Origin of the sequence: Dongia rigui (assembly GCF_034044635.1) — a bacterium.
GTDB classification, from domain to species: domain Bacteria; phylum Pseudomonadota; class Alphaproteobacteria; order Dongiales; family Dongiaceae; genus Dongia; species Dongia rigui.
The window spans coordinates 738,481-759,378 of record NZ_JAXCLX010000002.1 but is presented as its reverse complement, the minus strand read 5'-3'; the positions used below and the strand labels follow the sequence as shown (position 1 = coordinate 759,378).

Here is a 20,898-nt window from a genome sequence, read left to right as displayed (position 1 = left end):
CCTCCACGCTTGAGCGCAAACGCGCGCGTTAAGCCCGCCGCAGGGCTTCGACCATGGCGCGCATCTGGAAAGTCTCCGCGACATCATGCACCCGGACGATCTGGACGCCCTGCGCCAACCCCCAGGCCGCGATCGCCACCGATCCGGCCAGGCGATCCTTGGGGGCCTCGCCGCGCGATAGCCGGCCGATAAAGCTCTTGCGCGAGACGCCCAGCGTGATCGGGCAGCCGAAGGTATGAAAGGCCGCCAGCTCGTTGAGGATCAGCAGATTATGCGGATCCTTCTTGCCAAAGCCGATGCCGGGATCGAGCGAGATCCGCCCGCGCTCGACGCCCAGGGCTTCCAGCCGTGTCAGGCGCGCCGCGAAATAGTCGAGAAGGTCCAGTGTTGCGTCGGCATAGACCGGGTTGGCCTGCATGGTCTGCGGGTCGCCCAGCATGTGCATCAGGATAATAGCGGCACCCGAGGCGGCCGCCACCTGTTCGCTTGCCGGATCGCCCGTCAGGGCCGTCACATCGTTGATGATGCGCGCGCCTGCTTCGACCGCCGCTGTCATCACCGCTGCGTGCCGCGTATCGACCGAAACGCAAAGGCCCCGCTCGGCAAGCGCCTTGATCACGGGCACCACGCGGCGGATTTCCTCGCTATCGCTGACGGGCGCCGAGCCTGGCCGGGTCGATTCACCGCCGATATCGAGAATGTCCGCACCAGCCTCGGCGAGCGACACGCCACGCGCGATCGCCGCGGCAGCATCGGCATAATCGCCACCATCCGAGAAGCTATCCGGTGTGACGTTAACGATACCCATCACCAACGCGCGCGACAGGTCGAAACCCGCCCAAGGTTTTGGCGCAGGGAGAAACGGGGCCAGCAAGTCAGCCGGCACGTCCTTGGTAAGGACGGGGCGCCTTTGGCCGGCACCATCTGCGGCGCGCTCAGCCAGTTCGGCGCTGCCAAAAGCAACCGGCCCGCCCGCCAGCGGCGATGCCATGCCGGTTGCAACAGCTCGCTTGGCCGCAGCCCCCTGCAGCAGGCCCGTCGGAATGAGATAACGCCCCACCATGGCAACTCCCCAGATACCAGAAGCCCCGCCGATCAGGCGGGGCTCCGGAACACCATCATGTCATGAACGCAATCCGGCCTCAGGCACCGGGTTGTGGCTTCGGCTCGAACCCTGGCCGAACGATCGTGCCGGTGGGGATCGAGGAACGCGGCTTGATCGTCGCCGCAGCACCGCCACCCTGGCCGGTGTCCTGCCGGATCTTCTCGCCGTTGATCAGGGCCCGCACTTCATCGCCGGTCAACGTCTCGAACTCGACCAGCGCCTTGGCGACCGTATGCAGGCCTTCAAGGTGGTGGGTCAGGATCTCGCGGGCCTTCTTCTCGCCCGTTTCGACGATGCGACGGACTTCCTGGTCGATCAACTTCGTTGTCTCGTCCGACATGCTCTTGCGCTGCTGGCCCATCGAATAGCCGAGGAACACTTCCTGCTCGCCATCCGAATAACGCAGTGGCCCAAGCTTCTCGCTCATGCCGAACTCGGTGACCATGCGACGCGCCATTTCGGTCGCCTGCAGGATGTCATTGGAGGCACCGGAATTGAGATGCTCCTCGCCATAGATCAGCTGCTCGGCGATGCGGCCGCCGAAGCAGATGGCGATACGGCTCGTCATCCAGGTCTTCGAGATGCTGTAGCGGTCCTTCTCCGGCAGCGACATGGTGAGGCCCAGCGCACGGCCGCGCGGGATGATCGTCACCTTGTGCAGTGGATCGGCTTCCGGGACTTCGAGGTTGATGATGGCGTGGCCCGCCTCGTGATAGGCCGTCGCCAGTTTCTCTTCCGGCGACATGACCATCGAGCGGCGCTCGCTACCCATCATGACGCGGTCCTTGGCCTGCTCGAAATCGGCCATGGTGACGACGCGCTTGCCAAAACGTGCCGCCATCAGCGCCGCCTCGTTGACGAGGTTGGCAAGATCGGCGCCCGAGAAACCGGGGGTGCCACGGGCGATCACGCGCGCATCGACGTCAGGGCCCAGCGGAACCTTGCGCATATGCACTTTGAGAATCTGCTCACGACCGCTGATATCCGGGTTCGGCACAGTGATCTGGCGGTCGAAACGGCCCGGGCGCAGCAGCGCCGGGTCGAGCACATCCGGTCGGTTGGTGGCGGCGATGATGATGACGCCTTCATTGGCGTCGAAGCCGTCCATCTCGACCAGCATCTGGTTGAGGGTCTGCTCGCGCTCGTCATTGCCGCCGCCGAGGCCCGCACCTCGATGACGACCGACCGCATCGATTTCGTCGATGAAGATGATGCAGGGCGCGTTCTTCTTGCCCTGTTCGAACATGTCGCGCACGCGGGACGCGCCGACGCCGACGAACATCTCGACGAAGTCCGAACCCGATATGGTGAAGAATGGCACATTGGCTTCGCCGGCGATGGCGCGGGCGAGCAGCGTCTTACCGGTACCCGGCGGGCCGACCAGCAAGCAGCCCTTGGGGATCTTGCCGCCGAGGCGCTGGAATTTCTGCGGGTCCTTCAGGAACTCGACGATTTCTTCCAGCTCGCCCTTGGCTTCCTCGATGCCAGCGACATCGTCGAAGGTGACGCGGCCGGTACGCTCGGTCAGGAGCTTGGCACGCGACTTGCCAAAACCCATGGCCTTGCCGCCCTGCCCCTGCATCTGACGCATGAAGAAGATCCAGATGCCGACGATGATGATCAGCGGCGCCCAGTTGATCAGGAGCGCCATCAGCGGGCTCATGCCGTCATCCTGGGGCGCTGCCTTGATCTCAACGCCCTTGGCGCTGAGGTTCTCGACCAGCTTGGGATCGTCCGGTGCATAGGTTGAGAAGGCCTGGCCATCGGTGGTGTGGCCGGAGATCTCCGGGCCGCGAATGGTCACATCGCTGACCGAGCCGTCGTTCACTTTGGCGAGGAACGAGGAATAGGCCATCTGGGTCTGGGCGGTCCGCGATGTCGCGTCGCCGAACATATGGAACAGGACGACCAGCAGCAGGCCGATCGCCACCCAGATCATCAGGTTCTTACCCCAATTCACAATCTTCATCCCTCATAAGGTCTTAAGGTCGGCTTGGGGACCGGAGTGGCTGCCTGAGATCAGGACGCTGCCCGCGGCTGGTAACCCGACACTTGTGTTCTAGTTAAATAGTGTGCTGCCACCCATACGCAACTGTAAAGCCGCTTGATGTTGCTGAATTATGGGGCAAAAAGCGGAAATGGGTGTCGCTTCCTCGCCCATATGGGTCGAAACCCAGATACGGCACCAGCATGAGACGACCTGTCGCATCCCGCACCGCTGGCAGCGCGGCCCTGGCCAATGGCGGAATATCCCTATTCCAGTGCTGGGAATGACCGCTTTGCCCAATTTCTGCCACGCCCGGTTCACCCAAGGCGCCGACCGTCATGTTTGGCGCCAGATCGACGGCAAATCGCCCATCCCACAAGCCGCTTGTCGTCAGTTTCTCTCTTACGCCGGCCGCCTCGCGGCAGATCAGGCCGCGCCCGCGCCAATGGCCGATCAGGGCGCCGCCCAGGCTGGTGACGCGCGGGGCCTCAAGCCAGCCGGCGGCCACCCGCGCAAGGGCGCCATGGGCGGGCTGGTAATCCGCCCCGGCAACCAGGCGAATCAACTGCCCCAGGGCGGGAATGCGCCATCGGTCAGGGACGGCCTTCCACGGATCGAGGTCGACACAAACATGGCCCGCCGCATGAATATCGACCGAGCGAATAAAGAGGTCGGCGATCGCCCGTTCGTCGGCCACGCGCTGTTCGCCCCAATGCCGGATGTCTGCCGTTTGCGGCAAAGCACCTTCACGGCCCTCGCGCCAGCGAATGCGCTCGAAGCGTGTCAGCCGGTTGCTGGGGTCCTCGATCCACGCTTGGCCCAGCACTGTCAGATGATGCCGCAGCAAAGCCCCCGGAACGGGCAATAGCGGCCGCAGCAATCGCACGCCGCTGCGGGTTGAAATCAGGCTCATGCCGGCGAGGCCCATTTGTGATGGCCCGCCCCTGGCCTGACGCATGGCGACGGTTTCGCGCTGATCATCGAGGCTGTGTGCCGTCGCCAGATGCAGCACGCCGGCGTCCCGGCACCACGCCGTCATCAGGTCATAGCGGGCCTGGCGCGCCGCGGCCTGCAAACCAGCGCCAGACTTTTCTCCCAGCCACCGCAGAATATGATGATCGATGCCGGCTGCGGTTGCCCAGAGGGCAACTTGTTGCGCCTCAGCAGCGGATTCCGCCCGCAGCCCGTGGTCGACTGTCAGTGCACGGACCTTGCCGCCCAACGCGCGCGTCCAGCGATGCATCAGCAACAGCAGCGCCAAGCTGTCGGCCCCGCCGGACACCGCGACGGCCACATGCGGGAAAGGCTCGAACGGCCCACAGGCCGCCATCAAGGCGGCAAAGGCCTCGTCACCCAGCGATGCTAGCGAGCTATCCCCAAGCGCTGGGCCTTCAGCTGCACTTGTAGCGCTGCTTGGCACGCGCGGCCCGGTCCTTGATCGCCTGCGAGGCATCCGGGAACTGCTTGTCGAGCTGGCGGAAGGCCGTGCAGGCGTCGTTATTGCGCCCGATCTGGCCCAGCGACATGCCGAGCTTCAGCAGGTTGTCCGAGGACTTCTGGCTCTTGGGATATTTCTGATACCCTTCCGCAAAGGCCACCGAGGCATTCTTGAAATCGCTGCGGACGTAATACGTCTCGCCCAGCCAGTATTGCGCATTGCCAGCCAGCGGATCCTTCGGGTGCTCCGAGACGAAGGCCTTCAAAGCCAGTTCGGCCTCGGCATAGGCGCCGCGCTGCACCAGACCGGTCGCATAATCATACTGTTCCTGCGGCGTGTCGCCGGGCAACACCACCGAACCGCCGGCGGCTGAGGCCGCCTGATCGGCGGCACCCGCTGGCGCCTGGGGCAGGTTCTGCATCTGGTCGTTGGACAGCGTGCCCATGACACCGGGCTGGGCCGGTTGCGGCGGTGCCCCCGGATCGGTCGCCGCGGCGCCCGTGCCGGTTGCGGCGGTGGCACCTGCATCCGCGACGGGGGCCGTCGCAGCCGCGCCACCGGCACCGCCCCGTTCGAGCTCACCCAGGCGGAACTCGGTATCCTTCTGCATACGGTCGAACTTGTCGGCAAGGTCATTGAGCTTCAGCTCCAGCTGCTCGATCTGGCCGGTTAGCTGGCTCATCTGCTGGTCATATTGCTGGAAGCGAACCTCGTTTTGCGCGGCGACAGTGCCGCCGCCGGCGACCGCGCCGCCGCCCTTGGGCATCTGATTCTCAAGATAAAGCATCTGCTGCTTCAGCTGCTGCACCTCGGCACGAAGATCGTCGATCTCGTCCGCCTTGGCGCCGCCGAGGGGCGCCAGCATCAGCAGGCCCGCCAGAACGCCGGCCTGGGCGGCCATCTTCATCCCATGTGCAAAAGTCACGCGGCTCATCCTTATCGCTCGTCTGCCGGAAGATCCCAGGCCTCGCCGTTTCAAGCCGCCAGGGTCACTACTGAACCGGGCGGAATTATGGCGCAGCCGGACCCCTCGCGGTCACAAAATTGCGAGCTGACAATGCCAAAGGGACTCGGTGAAAAGCAAGCCTGGGCAAGGTTTTGCTGACCGCCCACCCAGGCCACTTCCGGCACAAAGCCGCCTGAAATCAGGGATTCAACGCTGTCACGGCGCGGCGGTTCCGCTGCCAGCAATCATCGCTGGCCTCGGCACAGAGCGGCTGTTCCTTGCCGAAAGACGTGGTCTGCAGGCGGCTGGCATCGACGCCGAGGGCGATCAGATAGGCTTGTGCTGACTGCGCCCGCCGCTCGCCCAGTGCGAGATTGTATTCCCGAGTGCCCCGCTCGTCGGCATGGCCCTCGACCACGGCCGTGCGGGCCGGGTATTGCAGCAACCATTGCGCCTGGCGCTGGAGTGTCGTCTGCGCTTTCGGGGAGAGGTCATAGGCATCCGTTGCGAACTCAACCGTGTTGCCGACCTTCGTCTCCCATTCCTGCTCGGCTGTCAGTTGGCCATCGACAATCGGGCTGTTGGGATCGCCAATCCCCGTGGCCGGCTTGTCGACCTTGGCAGCCGTCTGCGTGTCGTTCGTCGTATCGCAGGCCTGCAGCATGAGTGCTGCAAACATCACCGCCGCCAGTTGCCGGCTGCGGTCTTTGGTAAGTTGCATCGAGTTGTCCCCTCTTGAGGTTGAAAGTTCCCAACCCGGACAAACTCGACGCCAAAGAGGGCGGGATTGCGGCGGAAATGGCGCGAAGACGGGGAATCTGCGCGCAAACAAAAACGCCGGCCCGGATTTCTCCAGGCCGGCGTTGATGACGCCAGTTATCTGCTGAAACCAGCGAGATTACTGGTTGATGGCGCTGACGCCACGACGGTTCTGCGACCAGCAGGACTCATCGCTCTCGGTGCAGAGCGGACGCTCCTTGCCGTAAGAGATGGTGCTCAAGCGGGCCTTGTCGACGCCGAGGGCGACCAGGTAGTTGGCGACCGAGTTCGCACGACGCTCGCCGAGGGCGAGGTTGTACTCACGCGTGCCGCGCTCGTCAGCATGACCTTCGACGGTCAGCGTACGCTGCGGGTACTGGGTCAGCCAAGCGGCCTGACGCTGCAGCTGGCTCTGAGCGTCCGAGCTCAGGCTGTAGCTGTCGAGGTCGAAATAGACGGTGTTACCGACATTCTGGTTGAAGTCCTCCGGCGAACCCGGGACTGCCGCACCGGCAACGCCGGAGCTGTCAGCCGTCGAGGCCGTGTTACCCGAACCGGCGCCGCCAGCGTCGTTCACCGGAACGTCCGACGAACAGGCTGCCAGGAGAGCGGCCGCAGCCAGGGCCGACAAGATCGAAAGACGCATTTTTAGTTTCCTCTTTTGTCCGTTCTTCGCCCGAGCAAATCCCCCGACCACCCCCCGATTGTGGATCGCCGATCTGCCCGCGCATTAAATTCCGCGCTGAATCAAGGTATTCCAGGGTCTAGTTGATCCTAGAATCGGGGCGGAACATAGATCATTATTGATTCCCAAGCAAGGGCGACCATGCCGGATCCGACCCGTCCAGTGGCGTTTTCATGACACGCTCATTGTTGCCGGTCAGATCGATAGAATGCAGTTCAGTTTTGCCCGACGGCTCCTGCTTGAAATAGACCAAAACGCGGCCATTGGGGGCCCAGCTCGGGCCTTCGATCAGCCAGCCCTGGGACAGCATCCGCTCCCCCGACCCGTCCGGCCGCATCACACCAATATAGAAGCTGCCCTGGTACTGGCGGGTGAAGGCGATGAGGTCGCCATTTGGCGACCAGACGGGGGTCCCGTAGCGGCCCGGACCTTTGCTGATACGTACTGGCTCTGATCCGTCAGACCACATCGCATAGATCTGCTGACTGCCGTCTCGGTCGCTTTCGAAGGCAATCTGGCTACCATCTGGGGAATAGCTCGGTGCCGTATCGATCCCGGCCGTCTCGGTCAGGCGCTTGACGCGGTGCGTGCGGATATCGATGACGTAGATGTCCGAGTTGCCGGATTCCGCCATGCTGAGAATGATGCGGTCCCCATCAGGCGAAAAGCGCGGCGCGAAGGTCATGCTGCGAAATTCGCGCAGCCACTCCTGTTCACCGGTGGCAATGTTGAAGAGGTAGACCCTTGGCTTGTCCCCGTAATAGGACATGTAGAGCAGATCCTGCCCTGACGGTGAAAAGCGCGGCGTGAGAACCAGGTCACTGCCGTCCGTTAGGTCGACAGCATTGGCGCCGTCCTGATCCATGATAGCGATCTTCTTGATGCGCTTGCTCTTCGGTCCAGATTCCGCGACGTAGGCAATGCGCGTATCGAAATAGCCACTTTCGCCAGTCAGCCGCTCGTAGATCTCGTCGGCAATCTTATGGGCGACACGTCGCATGTTGGTGGCATAGGCCCGGTACTCGAAACCGGCTATCTGGACCTCGGGATCCAACCCCCACAATCGGAACTGCAGGACGACAACGCCGTCCCCGAGCGCGTCCACATTGCCGGTGACCAGCGTCTTTGCGCCAATCTTCCGCCAGTTCGCCAGACGCGGCATCTCCTGCAATTCCTCGGGGTCTTGCGGGAAAACAGATCGATCCGGCTGCGTGAAAATCCCGCTGCCTGCCAGATCATTGCGGATGATGTTTGTGACATCCTCGGCTAGCGACTGTTCCCGCGATGACTCGCCGTGAAAGTCTGGGATAGCGATGGACTGCGTCTCAAGCCCATCCGCTTTGGCGAACAAGGGGAACGCCAAGACAAGTAGGAGCGCTACTGCAGCGCTCCTACCAGTTTGCCCGACCACTATGCGCCGCTCCCCCAGCAGCATCGCGATAGTTAGTCCTGCAGCAAGGGCGACCATGCCGGATCTGACCCGTCCAGTGGCGTTTTCATAACGCGCTCATTGAACCCGGTCAGATCGATAGAATGCAGTTGGGTTTTCCCCGACGGCTCCTGTTTGAAATAGGCCAGAACACGACCGTTGGGCGCCCAGGTCGGGCCTTCGATCAGCCAGCCTTGCGACAGCATCCGTTCACCCGATCCGTCCGGGCGCATCACACCAATATAGAAGCTGCCCTGGTACTGGCGGGTGAAGGCGATGAGATCACCGCGGGGCGACCAAACCGGGGTGCCATAACGCCCCGGCCCCTTGCTGATGCGGCGCGCCCCGCCGCCATCCGCACCCATGACATAGATCTGCTGGCTGCCGCCGCGATCGCTTTCAAAAGTGATCTGCTTTCCGTCCGGCGCATAGCTGGCACCGGTATCGATACCCGGCGTGTTGGTCAGGCGCTGCTGGCGACGCGTCCGGATATCCATCACATAAACATCCGTGTTGCCGTTCTGCGCCATGCTCATGATGACTTTGGAACCATCCGGCGAGAAGCGCGGCGCGAACGTCATGCCCGGGAAATCGCCCAGAACTTCCTGCTGGCCGCTGTCGATGTTGAACAGGTAAACGCGCGGCTTGTTGCCATAATAGGACATGTAGGTGATGTCCTGTGCCGCCGGCGAGAAGCGCGGCGTGAGCACCAGCGTGCCGCCATCGGTGAGGTTCTTATGGTTCTCGCCGTCCTGATCCATGATGGCAAGGCGCTTGATACGCTTCTGCTTGGGCCCAGTCTCCGAGATGTAGACGATGCGGGTATCGAAGTAACCCTCCTCGCCCGTGACCCGTTTATATACCTCGTCAGCAATTTTATGGGCCACACGGCGCCAGTTATTGTTGGCGGCATTATACTGGAAGCCAGTCATCTGCTGTTCGCCATAGACGTCCCAGAGGCGGAACTGCACGCTGACCTGGCCATTTGCCTGCGACGTCACATTCCCGGAAATGAGCGCCTGAGCATTAATCAGCTTCCAATCCTGGAAACGCGGCGTTCCTTGCTGAAGCGATGCGCTATCCTGGATGAAGGCCTTCTTGTCGATCGGCGCAAAAAGGCCCGAGCGCTCAAGGTCGGCCGAAATCACGGCGGCAAGATCGCGCGCCATTTGGCCGTCGTTTGCGGTACCACCGAAGAAATCCGGGATGGCGATCGGCATCGGCTCGGGCTTAGCGCCTGGCTTAATGATGATCGTCGGCTCGGCTGACGCTGCCAAGGGAACCGCGACCAGCGCCAAGCTAACCGCTGCGGCGCGGACAAAATACTTCAAACTCTGCATCATCGCTTATGCCTCTTGTCTTCGTATCTCTGCCAGCGCCTGCCCAAAATGACAGCGCCACTGTTGATCGCTAATTCTTAACTTCTACTCTAATTCACTACATTTGACATCTTACAAACGCGCGACGAGACCATTGGTTCATCACTGAACAGTTTAAGCACCATTGGCGTATTGCGGATCGCAACCGAATCGAATGGAGGGCGGCAGCGGCTTGCCAGACGGCGCCTTGATCTGCTTGGTGATGAAGAACGCCCGGCGGCAGGATTCTGCAACCATGCGATAGCGGGAATCACCCATCCTGTTCTGCTCCAGGAACTCCACAGTCAGCACATTCCCGGCACTGTCGAACGTCACCCGCAGAAAAGCCATGTACTGCGACGGGTCGGGGAGTGCCCCCACATCGACCCGCCAGTTGCGGCCGATTTGCTGGCTAATGCTCTCGGCATCCGTAGCACTCACGGCCACATCGCCTTCAAGCGCCGTGCGTTGGCCTTCCGTTTCCTCGGTCGGGGCAGCCGCCGCCTTTTGCGTCGGCTCTTCTGGCGGAGCATCCGCAGCTTGGTCCGGAGCAATTCCAGCGAGAACTTTGGCAAAGTCCTCGTCCTGCTGCTTCTGCTTCTTCTTGTTGGTATCGTCCGGCTTATTCTTATTCTGGTTCTTGGGTTTTTGGTCCGGCTTCTTTTCGACCTTCTTGTCCGGCTCGGTCTTGGTCTGGTCCGGAATGACGACCGCCTGTTCCTCGACCTGTGGCGGCGGAGGTGCCGCAGCAGGTTTTGGGTTTTCTTTGACAGGCGCGGGCTTCGCATCCTTCTTGGGCTGCTCGACCTTCTGCTTCTTGGGCTTGTCCGGCACCTTGTCGGAAACCTTGTCGACTCTCGGTGCCTTGGTGAGTTCCGAGATGATCGCGCCTTTGATGCCGTCCTGTTCGTAGATCAGATCGTCTTCAAACAGATGCGGCAGGCCGAACCACGCCACCAGGAAGAGGCCGACATGGAACAAGACCGAAGCAACGAAGCCCCGATTGAGTTCCGCATCGAATCCCAGCTTTTCCATCACGAAATTCATAGCGTCAGTTCGACTTCTTTGCCGGCTCACCACTGGCCTTGGTATCGGTCACGATACCGACCTTGTTGAAACCATTAGCCTGCAATTCCGCCAAAACTTGGGCAATGCCGTCCCAGTTCGCCGTCGCGTCGCCACGAACGTAAATGATCGTGTCCGGCTTGTTCATGGTGATGGCCTTGAGGCGCGGCCCCACCTCCTCGATGGAGATCTGCGTCTCTTGCAGGAACACGGCATTGTCGGAGCGGACGGTTACAACCAGTGGCTCGTCTGGGTTCGACATCGCCTCGGCGCTGGTCTTGGGGAGTTCGACCTCGACGCCGACGGTCAGCAGCGGTGCCGTCACCATGAAGATGATGAGCAGCACCAGCATGACGTCGACCATCGGCGTCACGTTGATATCGGCCATCGGCGAGAACTTGCGCCGCCGCGAATGCCCGCGCGACGGGTGGCCGCCGGCGCCGAGCTTGACGGCCATTAGTGCTTCTCCTCGAGCTGACGCGAGAGGATGGCACCGAACTCGCCGGCAAAAGCCTCCAGCCGGTTGCCGTAACGGTTGATGTCGCTCGAAAGCTTGTTATAGGCAAGGACCGCAGGAATGGCGGCAACGAGGCCAAGCGCCGTCGCAAAGAGTGCTTCGGCGATACCCGGGGCGACCACCGCCAGCGTCGTGTTCTTCGAACCGGCGATGGCGGCGAACGAATTCATGATGCCCCAGACCGTGCCGAAGAGGCCAATGAATGGGGCTGCCGAACCGACCGAGGCCAGATACCCCATGTAGCGCTCGATCTGATCCATCTCGCGGCCGAGCGTGATGTTCATGACGCGCTCGATGCGGTCCTGCAGGCTCTCGCGGAACTGCTCCGACGCCAGCAGCCCCTTCGCGGCCGACCGGCGCCATTCGCGCATGGCGGCGACGAAGATCGACGACATCGGGTCGGTCGGGCGGTTCGAGATGCGGTCGTAAAGCTCTTCCAGCGAGCCGCCGGACCAGAACGCTTCTTCGAACTGGCGGGCCTGTTCCCGCAGGCGGCGCAGGCGGATGATCTTGTCGAAAATGATCGCCCAGCTCCAGATCGAGGCGCCGAGCAGAAACAGCATCACGCCTTTGACGATCCAGTCGGCCTGCAGGAACAGGGTCCAGACAGACAGGTCATGACTTGCGGCGCTCGGCATGCCGACCGCGTTCTGGGCGGCGACATTGACCCCGTCAATGACATTGCCCGAAACCGGGGCAACGGGGGTGGCAGATGGTGCTGGCTGTTGCGGATCCATGGTTCTTCTTCACTTCTTCTTCAAGATGGGAGATGCGCGGAAAGCGCCGCGCGTAAAGGTGCCGGCAGGCGTGCGGGACGACCGTCGCGCCCGACGCAGGCAATGGTCACAACGACGCGGCAGAGCTCCTGCCCGCCGCGTCGGATAGATTGATCAAGCTCGATTGTGGCGGCACCAAGGCCGATGACGCTGGTGGCGACTTCCAGGGCGTCATCAAGCTTCGCTGGCCGCAGATACTCGGCATTGACGCGGCGCACAGCCAGCATCAGCCCGTCGCCCTGCATCATCGCGGTATGGTGAAAGCCGGCCTCGCGCAGCATCTCGGTCCGCGCCCGCTCGGCGAACTTCAGATAATTGGCATAGTAGACAATGCCGCCCGCATCCGTGTCCTCGTAATAAACGCGGATCGGAAAATGGTGTGCCGCGGCAGCGGTGTTGAGTGCGGTGAGAGTCATCGCTGGCTCCCCCTCTCCCTAACCCTCCCCCACGTGGGGGGGAGGGAATCAGAGCCAGGCTGAACGCGAACGGCACGGCGAACTCGACCGCACCCCCTCCCCCCTACGTGGGGGAGGGTCGGGGAGAGGGGGTGAGCGACGGGTGTAGGCATCACAGCTCATCCTCCCCGATCGCCGGTCCGAGGAGATCGGCCTGTGCGGCATGGCTGGAGGGCGTGAGGCCCAGATGCTTGTAGCCGTTCAGGGTCAGCATGCGACCGCGCGGTGTCCGCTGCAGCAGGCCTTGCTGGATGAGATAGGGTTCGATCGCATCTTCGATCGTATCGCGCTGTTCGGAAAGTGCCGCCGCCATCGTCTCGACGCCTACCGGACCGCCGTCATAATTCTCGGCGATGCAGGTGAGATAGCGCCGGTCCATCGCATCAAGGCCCAGTTGATCGACCTCGAGCCGTGTCAATGCCGCGTCGGCGTGGTGAGCCTCGACGCGGCTCACCTTGGCGACAATTGCAAAGTCGCGCACGCGGCGCAGCAGGCGGCCGGCAACGCGCGGTGTTCCGCGCGCACGGCGGGCGATTTCAGCGGCACCCGTATCGGCAAGATCGAGGCCCAGCACACGCGCGCCACGACGAACGATCAACTCCAATTCCGGATGGGTATAGAAATTGAGCCGCAGGGGAATGCCAAAACGCTCGCGCAAAGGCGTCGTGATCATGCCAAGGCGCGTGGTCGCACCGACCAGCGTAAACTTCGGCAAATCGATCCGCACCGAGCGCGCCGCCGGTCCTTCGCCGATGATGAGGTCAAGCTGGAAGTCCTCCATCGCCGGATAGAGGATCTCCTCGACCGCTGGCGACAGGCGATGAATCTCGTCGATGAACAGAACGTCGCGCGGTTGCAAATTGGTCAGGAGGGCCGCCAGATCCCCTGCCCTGGCGATCACCGGGCCGGAGGTTGCGCGAAAACCCACGCCGAGTTCGCGCGCCACGATCTGCGAAAGGGTCGTCTTGCCGAGGCCGGGCGGACCGTAGAACAACGCATGGTCCAGCGCCTCGCCGCGCGCCTTTGCCGCTTCGATGAAGATGGCAAGGTTTTCACGCAGCTTCTGCTGCCCGATGAACTCGCCCAGGGCCAGCGGCCGCAGACTTTGCTCGCTGTTGTCTTCCTCGGCGCGCTCCGGCGTGATCATGCGCGTTTCACCCGCATTTTGAATGGGTGAGCTCATTGCGCGAGTTCCTTGAGCCCATGCACGATCAGTTCATTGAGACCGACATTGGCGCCCTGCTTCTGCATCACCTTGGCGACGGCGCTGTAGGCCTCCGTGCGGCGATAGCCGAGATTGACCAGCGCCGAGACCGCGTCGTTCAGCGGCCCGTCAGCGGTTTCGACTGCAGCCGCGACTGCCACATCGCCACCCACCAGCGCAGCGCCGAGGCCAATGCCACCGGCCTTATCCTTCATTTCGGAAACGACACGCTGGGCGAGCTTTGGTCCGACACCATTGGCGCGTGCAACCGCCGCCTTGTCCTGTGCGGCGATGGCACGCGCCAGTTCATCCGGCGCCATTACAGAAAGAATACTCAGGGCGACTTTAGCACCCACGCCTTGAATGTTGAGCAGCGCCCGGAACCAGTCGCGCTCGACCGTTTCGGCAAAACCATAGAGCGAGATGGCATCCTCGCGCACATGGGTATCGATGAGGAGGCTTGCCGCCGTGCCGCGTGACCCAAGCCGCCCCAGCGTCTTGCTGCTGGCATGCACGATATAACCGACGCCATTGACGTCGATGATCGCGGCATCGCTGGCGACACTGTCCACGACACCTGTGAGCTTGCCGATCAACGGGCAACCTCACGAAAGTCCTTGGCACCCCATTTCCCCAGCGTCCCCATGTGATGGGCATGGCAGATGGCGACGGCCAAGGCATCGGCGGCATCAGAGCTCTTCTGGTCGCGCGCCGCCGGCAGCAGCACGCCCACCATCATCTTGACCTGTTCCTTGTCCGCGTGCCCCGCCCCTACCACCGACTTCTTCACGAGGTTGGTGGGATATTCGGCGACATGCAGCTTGTAGAGCGCCGGCACCAGCAGTGAGACGCCGCGCGCCAGGCCGAGTTTCAGCGTCGAGCTCGGGTTCTTGTTGACGAAAGTTTCTTCCACCGCCGCCTCGTCTGGTTGATGGCGGTCGATCACGTCGCGCAACCCGTCATGGATCTGAACGAGGCGCTGCGCCAAATCGAGCTTGGCATCCGAATTCACCACGCCGGCACCGACATAGGAGATACGCGAGCCGACGGCGTCGATGACGCCCCAGCCGGTATGCTGCAGACCGGGATCCAGTCCGAGAATTCGCATGCCGTTCCTTAAGCTCTATGCCGTCAGCTTGGCGAGCGTCTCTTCCGACACTTCGAAATTGGCGCTGACAGTCTGGACGTCGTCATTGTCTTCCAGCGTGTCGATCAGCTTGAACAGCGCCTCGGCCGTCTCGGCATCGACCGGCGCCGTGGTCACCGGGCGCCATTGCAGGCGGGCTTCCTTGGCTTCCTTGAACTTGGCTTCCAGGCCGTCGCGGACCGCCGCGAAATCCTCCGGCGCACAGGTGATCTCATGCGCCTCGGCGTCGGATTCCACGTTGTCGGCACCGGCCTCAAGCGCCACCTCGAACACGGCATCGGCACTCCCCGCCTTCGCCGGATAGCGGATGACGCCCTTGCGCTCGAACATGAAACTGACCGAATTCGTTTCGCCCAGGTTTCCGCCAGCCTTGGCAAAGGCGGTGCGCACTTCAGTGGCCGTTCGGTTGCGATTGTCGGTCAGGGCCTCGACAATGACCGCGACGCCACCCGGGCCATAGCCCTCGTAACGCACCTCGTCATAGGCCGTGTTGTCTTCGCCCCCGGCGCCGCGCTTGATCGCGCGCTCCATGGTGTCCTTGGGCATGTTGGCGTCGCGGGCGGCGATTACCGCTGCCCGGAGGCGCGGGTTGGTCGCCGGGTCCGGGTTGCCCATCTTTGCCGAGACCGTCAATTCGCGGATGATCTTGGTGAAGACCTTGGCGCGCTTCGCATCCTGCGCGCCCTTGCGATACATGATGTTCTTAAATTGGGAATGGCCAGCCATCGATCCGTTCCTGAACGCAAAACCTAGTGTGGACTATCGGCAAATCCTGACCACATGTTGGGATCGGCGCCATCCTTGAGGCGACGCTAGACCGCGAATATGGCAGGATTTTGACGCCTTTTAGCACAATTCCCGGGCCTGCCAAGCCCGGCGGAGCCCCGCCGGCCACCAGAACCGAGCGCACACCCCAATCTGCGGATTAGCGGAGATTTTTGGAGTCGGGCCGCAAAATTCATGACTCGTTTACGGAAACCTCCCTATAGCTTTTAACGATTGGCGCCGATTCGGGCCAAATGCGGACGAAATCGAGGGTTCACCATGTCCCGAACCATCCGGGAATCCGGAAGCGAGAGCCGGAGTGTCAATCTGGAGGCCGAGATCCGCCGCATGGCGGAAGTCGTCACCCAGGTGGCTCGTCAAATGGGTATCGAAGGCGTCAGCGGGGCCCTTAAAATGGCCGGCGATGGTGAACCCCGTGCCTGCGACCGAGTGCACGACATGGCCCGGCAGTTCATGGCCCGGGCGGAGCAGATGCAGGATGAAGTCGACCGCTTCATGGCAGTAGCCGGCGGCAAGCGGGCCTGATCAGGCCTTCTCGCGGGTTCCGGCGGCTGAAACAGCCACAGTTCCTTCTTTCACGACATTTTTGACCCGGGCAGCGGGTCATACCCCGTGGGCTATTTCGCAGCGGCCAGGGCTGACGCCCATTTCGGCAGAGCCGGCTCAAGCTTGCCGCCGACACGCACCGGCGCAATACGACGCGCAAGGCCGGTGGCATCGTCGGTTTCAACCAGAACACCACACATTGTCCCGGCGCCATTCGCGGGGCTGAGCCGCTCGGTCGGCAGCTTGCGGGTGAAACGCAGCACCGGATTGGCCTTTTCCATGCCAATCACGGAATCATAGTCGCCGCACATGCCGGCATCGGATTGGTAGGCTGTGCCCTTCTCCAAGACCATGTGATCAGCCGTGGGGACGTGGGTATGGGTTCCCACCACGAAGCTGACCCGTCCGTCGAGGAAGTGGCCGAAGGCCATCTTCTCGCTGGTGGCCTCGCCATGGAAATCGAACAGGATCGCATCCGCATTGCCGCCCAGACGATAGGTCTTGAGCAGCGCCTCGGCAGCCGCAAAGGGATCGTCGAGCGGATCCATGAAAAGGCGGCCCATCAGATTGGCGACGACAACCTTCTTGCCGCGGGCGGTTTGGAACACCCCGGCGCCCTTGCCCGGCGTGCCTTGCGGGAAGTTCAGCGGCCGCAGCAAACGCGGCTCGCTGCCGATGAAAGCCACCGTCTCCTTCTGGTCCCAAACATGATTGCCCGTCGTCGCGCAATCCACGCCGGCGGCGAAGAGTTCGTTCAGAAGCTTCTGGGTGATACCGAAACCGCCGGCGGCGTTTTCCACATTGGCGACGACAAAATCGACAGCCAGATCACGGCGCAGCTTGGGCAGGTTGTCAACGACGACATCGCGGCCAGCGCGGCCAACCAGATCACCTAAAAACAACAAATTCATTCAGTTAGAATCCGATCTTGTCTGAAAACTTGAACACGGCGTGCTCTGTCACAATGAAGTCGAGGGGCTGGTCGAAGGTGCCGCGCGGCACCTGCGGTACCTCCTGGGCGCCATAGGCCACACCGACCGCCACAGCATGCGCCTCGGCTCGCAGCTTGGCCAGCGTGCGATCATAAAAGCCGCCGCCATAGCCCAGTCGATAGCCCTCCGGATCGAAGGCGAGCAGCGGCACCAAAAGGATGGTCGGCACCACTTCCGGCGCCTCGGGCGGCGGGGTCATGACTCGGAAACTGCCCTGCACAAGGTCGACTGCCGGATCCCACGACCGGAAAACCAGCGGCTGGTGCTTGCCGATGACGACCGGCAGACCGATCCGGTGGCCTTCACGATGGTAGTGCCGCAGCGCCGGCCGCACGTCGATCTCGCCCGGCAACGGCCAGTAACCGGAGATGGCGATCCCGGGTGGCATGGCCAAAGCTTCGATCAGATGGCGCTCCAGCCCCTCACCCGCATCTGGGTCGGCACGCCACGCCTGTTCCCTGACCGCAAAGGCCTCTTTGCGCAATTGTGTTTTAAAATCAGCGAGTTCTGCGGAATCCATGGAGCCTTACTTTGATCGACCAAATAGCAAACAGCCGCACCTTTGATCGGGTTTATCGATCAGAGATGCGGCTGTGATGAGGTGGGCGGTGCCACCTGGGCCGTTCGCACGTATGAATCCTCCGTGGCCTGCCTAAGCAGGTGGGCGCCATATGCCAGGACCAAGGGTCCAGGTAGGGACAGCTCCCTAGAGGTTAGAATTGGCCTCAGGGATTACCCGGCTATCGCACCCCGTAGCGGTCCGCCCAAGGAGGTACTTAGGCTGCTTCCAGCCTGGCCGCAATAGCCTCGATCTTCACGGCGAGGCGTTCGATGGTATCGGCAAGGGCAATCTCGCGCCTTTGCACCAGGTCTTCCTGCTGGCCTTTCAGCTGTGCGATCTGCCGGTTTTTCTGGTCAAGCTCGTCGGCCAAGAGGATGCCGGTCAGCGCAAACAGGAGGTTTTCAGCGACCGGCCCGGCATTCTTGGCGAGGCCCTCCATGCGGCGGCGCAGTTCGCCGGCCAGTTCCTGGACCCGCCCCTCCTCGCCTTCACCGCAGGCGATGTCATAGTTGCGGCCATTCAACGCAATGGTGACGGTCGGCATGGTGTTCAGGCCCCCTCGGTCACGGTATGCATGCGTCCGATCACATCATCGAGCCGGTCCGAGACCAAACGGGCCTCAGTCTGCAGCAGCGTATAGGTCTGCCGCAGCACAGCCAATTCGGTCTGCAAGAGGTCGCGATCCTGGTACCCGCGGGAGGAGCTATCCTCGACCGCCGAATCCAGTCGCGCCATCGCCGCGTCGAGGCGGCTCAATGCCATATCCAGCTTGGACATCCTTGGTCGGTTCCTGCCCCCGGTTGCGACGGTCCGATTCTGTTTCCGGCCTCGCGGGGCCGGTTTCAAACATATTGTTCTTCTCGTTTACTCGACCTCTTCAAGCGACGTCAACCGAAGCCGCCTTCCAAACTGTCACAGAGCTGCAAGAACTTGGAACTTTGCGCCAAATTCAGCGGGAATCCGGTGTTGACCTAGCGGCCCCAGGCGGGCATGTTCCGCCCCGATCCGGTGGCCGGATCGGTCGGCCGCCATGTGAGGATTCCCCGGTATCTACCGGTCATCCAAGGAATGATGATGGACGCCAACTCGGCCGCCGCCGCCAAGAGCACGATCCCCCACAAAGACCTCGCCAACGCCATCCGCGCTTTATCGATGGATGCCGTCGAGGCTGCCAATTCCGGCCATCCGGGTATGCCGATGGGCATGGCCGATGTGGCGACGGTCCTCTTTCAGCGCCATCTGAAGTTCAACGCCGCCAATCCCTGCTGGCCGGATCGCGACCGGTTCATCCTCTCCGCCGGTCACGGTTCGATGCTGATGTATTCGCTGCTGCACCTCACCGGTGTGCCGGGTGTCACGCTCGACGAGTTGAAGCGCTTCCGCCAATGGGGCAGCAAGACGCCGGGCCATCCGGAATTCGGTCATACGCCAGGCGTCGAAACGACCACGGGTCCGCTCGGCCAGGGCATCGCCAATTCGGTCGGCTTCGCCCTTGCCGAGCGCATGCTGAACGCCCGCTTTGGCGACGATCTGGTCGACCACTACACTTATGTCATCGCCGGTGACGGCTGCCTCATGGAAGGCATCAGCCACGAGGCGATCTCGCTCGCCGGCCATCTGAAGCTCAACAAGCTCATCGTTCTCTTCGACGATAACGGCATCTCGATCGATGGTTCGGTCTCCCTCTCCTGCTCCGACGACCAGTTGAAGCGTTTCGAGGCGAGTGGTTGGTCGACCGCGCGGGTCGACGGCCATGACCCGGAGGCCGTCTCGGCCGCCATCGCCGCCGCCAAGAAATCCTCAAAACCCAGCCTCATCGCCTGCAAGACGGTGATCGGCTTCGGCGCGCCGAAGAAGGCCGGCACCTCGGCAACCCATGGCTCGCCGCTCGGCAAGGAAGAAGTGGCCGGCGCCCGCGAGAAGCTCGGCTGGTCCCATGCGCCGTTCGAAATTCCCGCTGATATCAAATCCGCCTGGGCCGGGATCGGCAGCCGTGGCGCTGCCGACATGAATGCCTGGAGCAAGCGCCTCGACGCCAACAGCCAGAAGGCCGAGTTCGAGCGCGTGATGAAGGGCGACCTGCCGGCGAACTTCGCCGAGGTCCTCGGCGATCTCAAATCCAGCATCGCCAAGGATGCGCCCAAGCTAGCCACCCGTCAGTCGTCGCAACTGGTCCTCGACACCCTGGTTCCGGCCATTCCCGAACTGATCGGCGGCTCGGCGGACCTCACCGGTTCGAACAACACCAAGGCCAAGGCGACGAAGCCGGTCACGGCCGAGAATTACGGCGGCAACTATATCTATTACGGCATCCGCGAGCACGGCATGGCCGCGGCGATGAATGGCATGGCCCTGCATGGCGGCGTCATTCCCTTCGGCGGCACGTTCCTGGTCTTCACCGATTATTGCCGTCCGGCCATTCGCCTCTCCGCGCTGATGAACCAGCGCGTCATATATGTCATGACGCATGACTCGATCGGTCTCGGCGAAGACGGTCCGACCCACCAGCCGGTCGAGCAGCTGGCGGCCTTGCGCGCGATCCCCAACCTCCTCGTCTTCCGTCCGTGCGACACGATGGAAACGGCCGAGTGCTGGGCGCTGGCGCTGACCACCAAGGACCGGCCGTCGGTTCTGGCCCTCACCCGCCAGGCCCTGCCGCATCTGCGCGCCGACGCCGCCAATGCCAACCATTGCGCACGCGGCGCCTATGTCATCCGCCCGACGCAGAAGGAGCGCAAGGTGACATTGATGGCGACCGGTTCCGAAGTCGCCATCGCGGTCGAGGCGCAGAAGATCCTGGAAGAAAAAGGCATCGGCACCGCCGTCGTCTCGATGCCGAGCTGGGAACTCTTCGAGCAGCAATCGGCTGCCTATAAGAAGGAAGTGCTGGGCACGGGCCTCAAGGTCGCAGTCGAGGCGGCCATCGGCTTCGGCTGGGAGCGCTATATCGGCACGGACGGCATCTTCATCGGCATGAAGGGCTTCGGCGCCTCCGCTCCGATCAACGATCTCTATACCAATTTCGGCATCACGCCGGCGGCCATCGTCGACGCCGTGACCGCGAAACTTTAAGCTTGGACCGACTGTTTCATTCGTCATGCCCGGGCCTGACCCGGGCATCCACTCTATCAACTGCAAGAG

General features: G+C 62.5%; 22 protein-coding genes and 1 other RNA gene. 2 read left to right on the top strand and 21 right to left on the bottom strand.

From position 1 onward, the window contains the following. Positions 1–28: 28 nt before the first annotated feature. The 16 genes from folP to SMD31_RS15050 all read right to left on the bottom strand — a co-directional run bounded on the left by folP (position 29) and on the right by SMD31_RS15050 (position 15,597). On the bottom strand, positions 29–1,063 hold the full coding sequence (folP, locus tag SMD31_RS15125) for a dihydropteroate synthase (RefSeq protein ID WP_320501731.1): 1,035 nt from the start codon (positions 1,061–1,063) through the stop codon (positions 29–31). Between the two features lie 79 nt (positions 1,064–1,142). Further along, complete coding sequence (gene ftsH, locus SMD31_RS15120) at positions 1,143–3,074, bottom strand: ATP-dependent zinc metalloprotease FtsH (protein WP_320501730.1); 1,932 nt, start codon at positions 3,072–3,074, stop codon at positions 1,143–1,145. A 94-nt stretch (positions 3,075–3,168) separates the two neighbouring features. Next, entirely contained in the window at positions 3,169–4,422 is a 1,254-nt protein-coding gene (tilS, locus tag SMD31_RS15115; RefSeq protein ID WP_320501859.1) for a tRNA lysidine(34) synthetase TilS, read from the bottom strand. Positions 4,423–4,483: 61 nt separating this feature from the next. Continuing rightward, the gene (gene ybgF, locus SMD31_RS15110) at positions 4,484–5,455 is read right to left on the bottom strand and encodes a tol-pal system protein YbgF (protein WP_320501729.1); all 972 of its coding nucleotides are present in this window, start codon (positions 5,453–5,455) and stop codon (positions 4,484–4,486) included. A gap of 220 nt (positions 5,456–5,675) precedes the next feature. Next, positions 5,676–6,197 carry a peptidoglycan-associated lipoprotein Pal gene (pal, locus tag SMD31_RS15105; protein WP_320501728.1) on the bottom strand — a complete coding sequence of 174 codons (522 nt, stop codon included), beginning with the start codon at positions 6,195–6,197 and terminating at the stop codon, positions 5,676–5,678. A 177-nt stretch (positions 6,198–6,374) separates the two neighbouring features. After that, complete coding sequence (gene pal, locus SMD31_RS15100) at positions 6,375–6,881, bottom strand: peptidoglycan-associated lipoprotein Pal (RefSeq protein WP_320501727.1); 507 nt, start codon at positions 6,879–6,881, stop codon at positions 6,375–6,377. Positions 6,882–7,035: 154 nt separating this feature from the next. Then, complete coding sequence (tolB, locus tag SMD31_RS15095; RefSeq protein WP_407652144.1) at positions 7,036–8,271, bottom strand: Tol-Pal system beta propeller repeat protein TolB; 1,236 nt, start codon at positions 8,269–8,271, stop codon at positions 7,036–7,038. Between the two features lie 92 nt (positions 8,272–8,363). Then, complete coding sequence (gene tolB, locus SMD31_RS15090; protein ID WP_320501726.1) at positions 8,364–9,692, bottom strand: Tol-Pal system beta propeller repeat protein TolB; 1,329 nt, start codon at positions 9,690–9,692, stop codon at positions 8,364–8,366. A 150-nt stretch (positions 9,693–9,842) separates the two neighbouring features. After that, on the bottom strand, positions 9,843–10,742 hold the full coding sequence (locus SMD31_RS15085; RefSeq protein ID WP_320501725.1) for a hypothetical protein: 900 nt from the start codon (positions 10,740–10,742) through the stop codon (positions 9,843–9,845). 16 nt (positions 10,743–10,758) lie between these two features. Then, positions 10,759–11,229 carry an ExbD/TolR family protein gene (locus tag SMD31_RS15080; protein ID WP_320501724.1) on the bottom strand — a complete coding sequence of 157 codons (471 nt, stop codon included), beginning with the start codon at positions 11,227–11,229 and terminating at the stop codon, positions 10,759–10,761. After that, positions 11,229–11,927, bottom strand: coding sequence for a protein TolQ (gene tolQ, locus SMD31_RS15075; RefSeq protein WP_320501857.1), 699 nt, complete (start codon positions 11,925–11,927; stop codon positions 11,229–11,231). Before tolQ ends, SMD31_RS15080 begins: the two co-directional genes overlap by 1 nt. A gap of 119 nt (positions 11,928–12,046) precedes the next feature. Then, positions 12,047–12,481 carry a tol-pal system-associated acyl-CoA thioesterase gene (ybgC, locus tag SMD31_RS15070; RefSeq protein WP_320501723.1) on the bottom strand — a complete coding sequence of 145 codons (435 nt, stop codon included), beginning with the start codon at positions 12,479–12,481 and terminating at the stop codon, positions 12,047–12,049. 151 nt (positions 12,482–12,632) lie between these two features. Beyond that, positions 12,633–13,703: a Holliday junction branch migration DNA helicase RuvB gene (ruvB, locus tag SMD31_RS15065; protein ID WP_320501722.1), complete on the bottom strand. Its 1,071-nt coding sequence runs from the start codon at positions 13,701–13,703 to the stop codon at positions 12,633–12,635. Further along, positions 13,700–14,320, bottom strand: a complete 621-nt coding sequence (gene ruvA, locus SMD31_RS15060) for a Holliday junction branch migration protein RuvA (RefSeq protein WP_320501721.1) — start codon at positions 14,318–14,320, stop codon at positions 13,700–13,702. The genes ruvB and ruvA overlap by 4 nt, the downstream gene beginning before the upstream one ends. Then, positions 14,317–14,832 carry a crossover junction endodeoxyribonuclease RuvC gene (gene ruvC / locus SMD31_RS15055; RefSeq protein WP_320501720.1) on the bottom strand — a complete coding sequence of 172 codons (516 nt, stop codon included), beginning with the start codon at positions 14,830–14,832 and terminating at the stop codon, positions 14,317–14,319. Before ruvC ends, ruvA begins: the two co-directional genes overlap by 4 nt. 15 nt (positions 14,833–14,847) lie before the next feature. Then, positions 14,848–15,597: a YebC/PmpR family DNA-binding transcriptional regulator gene (locus SMD31_RS15050; RefSeq protein ID WP_320501719.1), complete on the bottom strand. Its 750-nt coding sequence runs from the start codon at positions 15,595–15,597 to the stop codon at positions 14,848–14,850. A gap of 318 nt (positions 15,598–15,915) precedes the next feature. Between SMD31_RS15050 and SMD31_RS15045 the strand changes: the two genes are divergently transcribed. Beyond that, complete coding sequence (locus tag SMD31_RS15045) at positions 15,916–16,182, top strand: hypothetical protein (protein WP_320501718.1); 267 nt, start codon at positions 15,916–15,918, stop codon at positions 16,180–16,182. Positions 16,183–16,274: 92 nt separating this feature from the next. On the opposite strand, the gene SMD31_RS15040 is transcribed toward SMD31_RS15045, so the two are convergent. The 5 genes from SMD31_RS15040 to SMD31_RS15020 all read right to left on the bottom strand — a co-directional run bounded on the left by SMD31_RS15040 (position 16,275) and on the right by SMD31_RS15020 (position 18,534). Continuing rightward, positions 16,275–17,114, bottom strand: coding sequence for a TIGR00282 family metallophosphoesterase (locus SMD31_RS15040; RefSeq protein ID WP_320501717.1), 840 nt, complete (start codon positions 17,112–17,114; stop codon positions 16,275–16,277). 4 nt (positions 17,115–17,118) lie between these two features. Beyond that, positions 17,119–17,715, bottom strand: a complete 597-nt coding sequence (locus tag SMD31_RS15035; protein ID WP_320501716.1) for a 5-formyltetrahydrofolate cyclo-ligase — start codon at positions 17,713–17,715, stop codon at positions 17,119–17,121. A gap of 84 nt (positions 17,716–17,799) precedes the next feature. Further along, positions 17,800–17,957: non-coding RNA, 6S RNA (gene ssrS / locus SMD31_RS15030), on the bottom strand. Between the two features lie 14 nt (positions 17,958–17,971). Next, a complete protein-coding gene (locus SMD31_RS15025; RefSeq protein ID WP_320501715.1) occupies positions 17,972–18,301 on the bottom strand; it encodes a cell division protein ZapA in 330 nt (109 codons plus the stop codon). 5 nt (positions 18,302–18,306) lie between these two features. Further along, positions 18,307–18,534, bottom strand: coding sequence for a hypothetical protein (locus tag SMD31_RS15020; protein ID WP_320501714.1), 228 nt, complete (start codon positions 18,532–18,534; stop codon positions 18,307–18,309). 297 nt (positions 18,535–18,831) lie between these two features. On the opposite strand from SMD31_RS15020, the gene tkt reads away from it, so the two are divergent. Further along, positions 18,832–20,829: a transketolase gene (gene tkt, locus SMD31_RS15015; protein ID WP_456077537.1), complete on the top strand. Its 1,998-nt coding sequence runs from the start codon at positions 18,832–18,834 to the stop codon at positions 20,827–20,829. Positions 20,830–20,898 lie beyond the last annotated feature (69 nt).

What these genes read in the sequence shown, in the direction of transcription:
- folP (WP_320501731.1), bottom strand. Translation starts at nt 1,063, where the DNA reads ATGGTGGGGCGTTATCTCATTCCGACGGGCCTGCTGCAGGGGGCTGCG.
- ftsH (WP_320501730.1), bottom strand. Translation starts at nt 3,074, where the DNA reads ATGAAGATTGTGAATTGGGGTAAGAACCTGATGATCTGGGTGGCGATC.
- tilS (WP_320501859.1), bottom strand. Translation starts at nt 4,422, where the DNA reads ATGGCGGCCTGTGGGCCGTTCGAGCCTTTCCCGCATGTGGCCGTCGCG.
- pal (WP_320501728.1), bottom strand. Translation starts at nt 6,197, where the DNA reads ATGCAACTTACCAAAGACCGCAGCCGGCAACTGGCGGCGGTGATGTTT.
- pal (WP_320501727.1), bottom strand. Translation starts at nt 6,881, where the DNA reads ATGCGTCTTTCGATCTTGTCGGCCCTGGCTGCGGCCGCTCTCCTGGCA.
- tolB (WP_320501726.1), bottom strand. Translation starts at nt 9,692, where the DNA reads ATGATGCAGAGTTTGAAGTATTTTGTCCGCGCCGCAGCGGTTAGCTTG.
- SMD31_RS15085 (WP_320501725.1), bottom strand. Translation starts at nt 10,742, where the DNA reads ATGGAAAAGCTGGGATTCGATGCGGAACTCAATCGGGGCTTCGTTGCT.
- SMD31_RS15080 (WP_320501724.1), bottom strand. Translation starts at nt 11,229, where the DNA reads ATGGCCGTCAAGCTCGGCGCCGGCGGCCACCCGTCGCGCGGGCATTCG.
- tolQ (WP_320501857.1), bottom strand. Translation starts at nt 11,927, where the DNA reads ATGCCGAGCGCCGCAAGTCATGACCTGTCTGTCTGGACCCTGTTCCTG.
- ybgC (WP_320501723.1), bottom strand. Translation starts at nt 12,481, where the DNA reads ATGACTCTCACCGCACTCAACACCGCTGCCGCGGCACACCATTTTCCG.
- ruvB (WP_320501722.1), bottom strand. Translation starts at nt 13,703, where the DNA reads ATGAGCTCACCCATTCAAAATGCGGGTGAAACGCGCATGATCACGCCG.
- ruvC (WP_320501720.1), bottom strand. Translation starts at nt 14,832, where the DNA reads ATGCGAATTCTCGGACTGGATCCCGGTCTGCAGCATACCGGCTGGGGC.
- SMD31_RS15050 (WP_320501719.1), bottom strand. Translation starts at nt 15,597, where the DNA reads ATGGCTGGCCATTCCCAATTTAAGAACATCATGTATCGCAAGGGCGCG.
- SMD31_RS15045 (WP_320501718.1), top strand. Translation starts at nt 15,916, where the DNA reads ATGTCCCGAACCATCCGGGAATCCGGAAGCGAGAGCCGGAGTGTCAAT.
- SMD31_RS15040 (WP_320501717.1), bottom strand. Translation starts at nt 17,114, where the DNA reads ATGAATTTGTTGTTTTTAGGTGATCTGGTTGGCCGCGCTGGCCGCGAT.
- SMD31_RS15035 (WP_320501716.1), bottom strand. Translation starts at nt 17,715, where the DNA reads ATGGATTCCGCAGAACTCGCTGATTTTAAAACACAATTGCGCAAAGAG.
- SMD31_RS15025 (WP_320501715.1), bottom strand. Translation starts at nt 18,301, where the DNA reads ATGCCGACCGTCACCATTGCGTTGAATGGCCGCAACTATGACATCGCC.
- SMD31_RS15020 (WP_320501714.1), bottom strand. Translation starts at nt 18,534, where the DNA reads ATGTCCAAGCTGGATATGGCATTGAGCCGCCTCGACGCGGCGATGGCG.
- tkt (WP_456077537.1), top strand. Translation starts at nt 18,832, where the DNA reads ATGGACGCCAACTCGGCCGCCGCCGCCAAGAGCACGATCCCCCACAAA.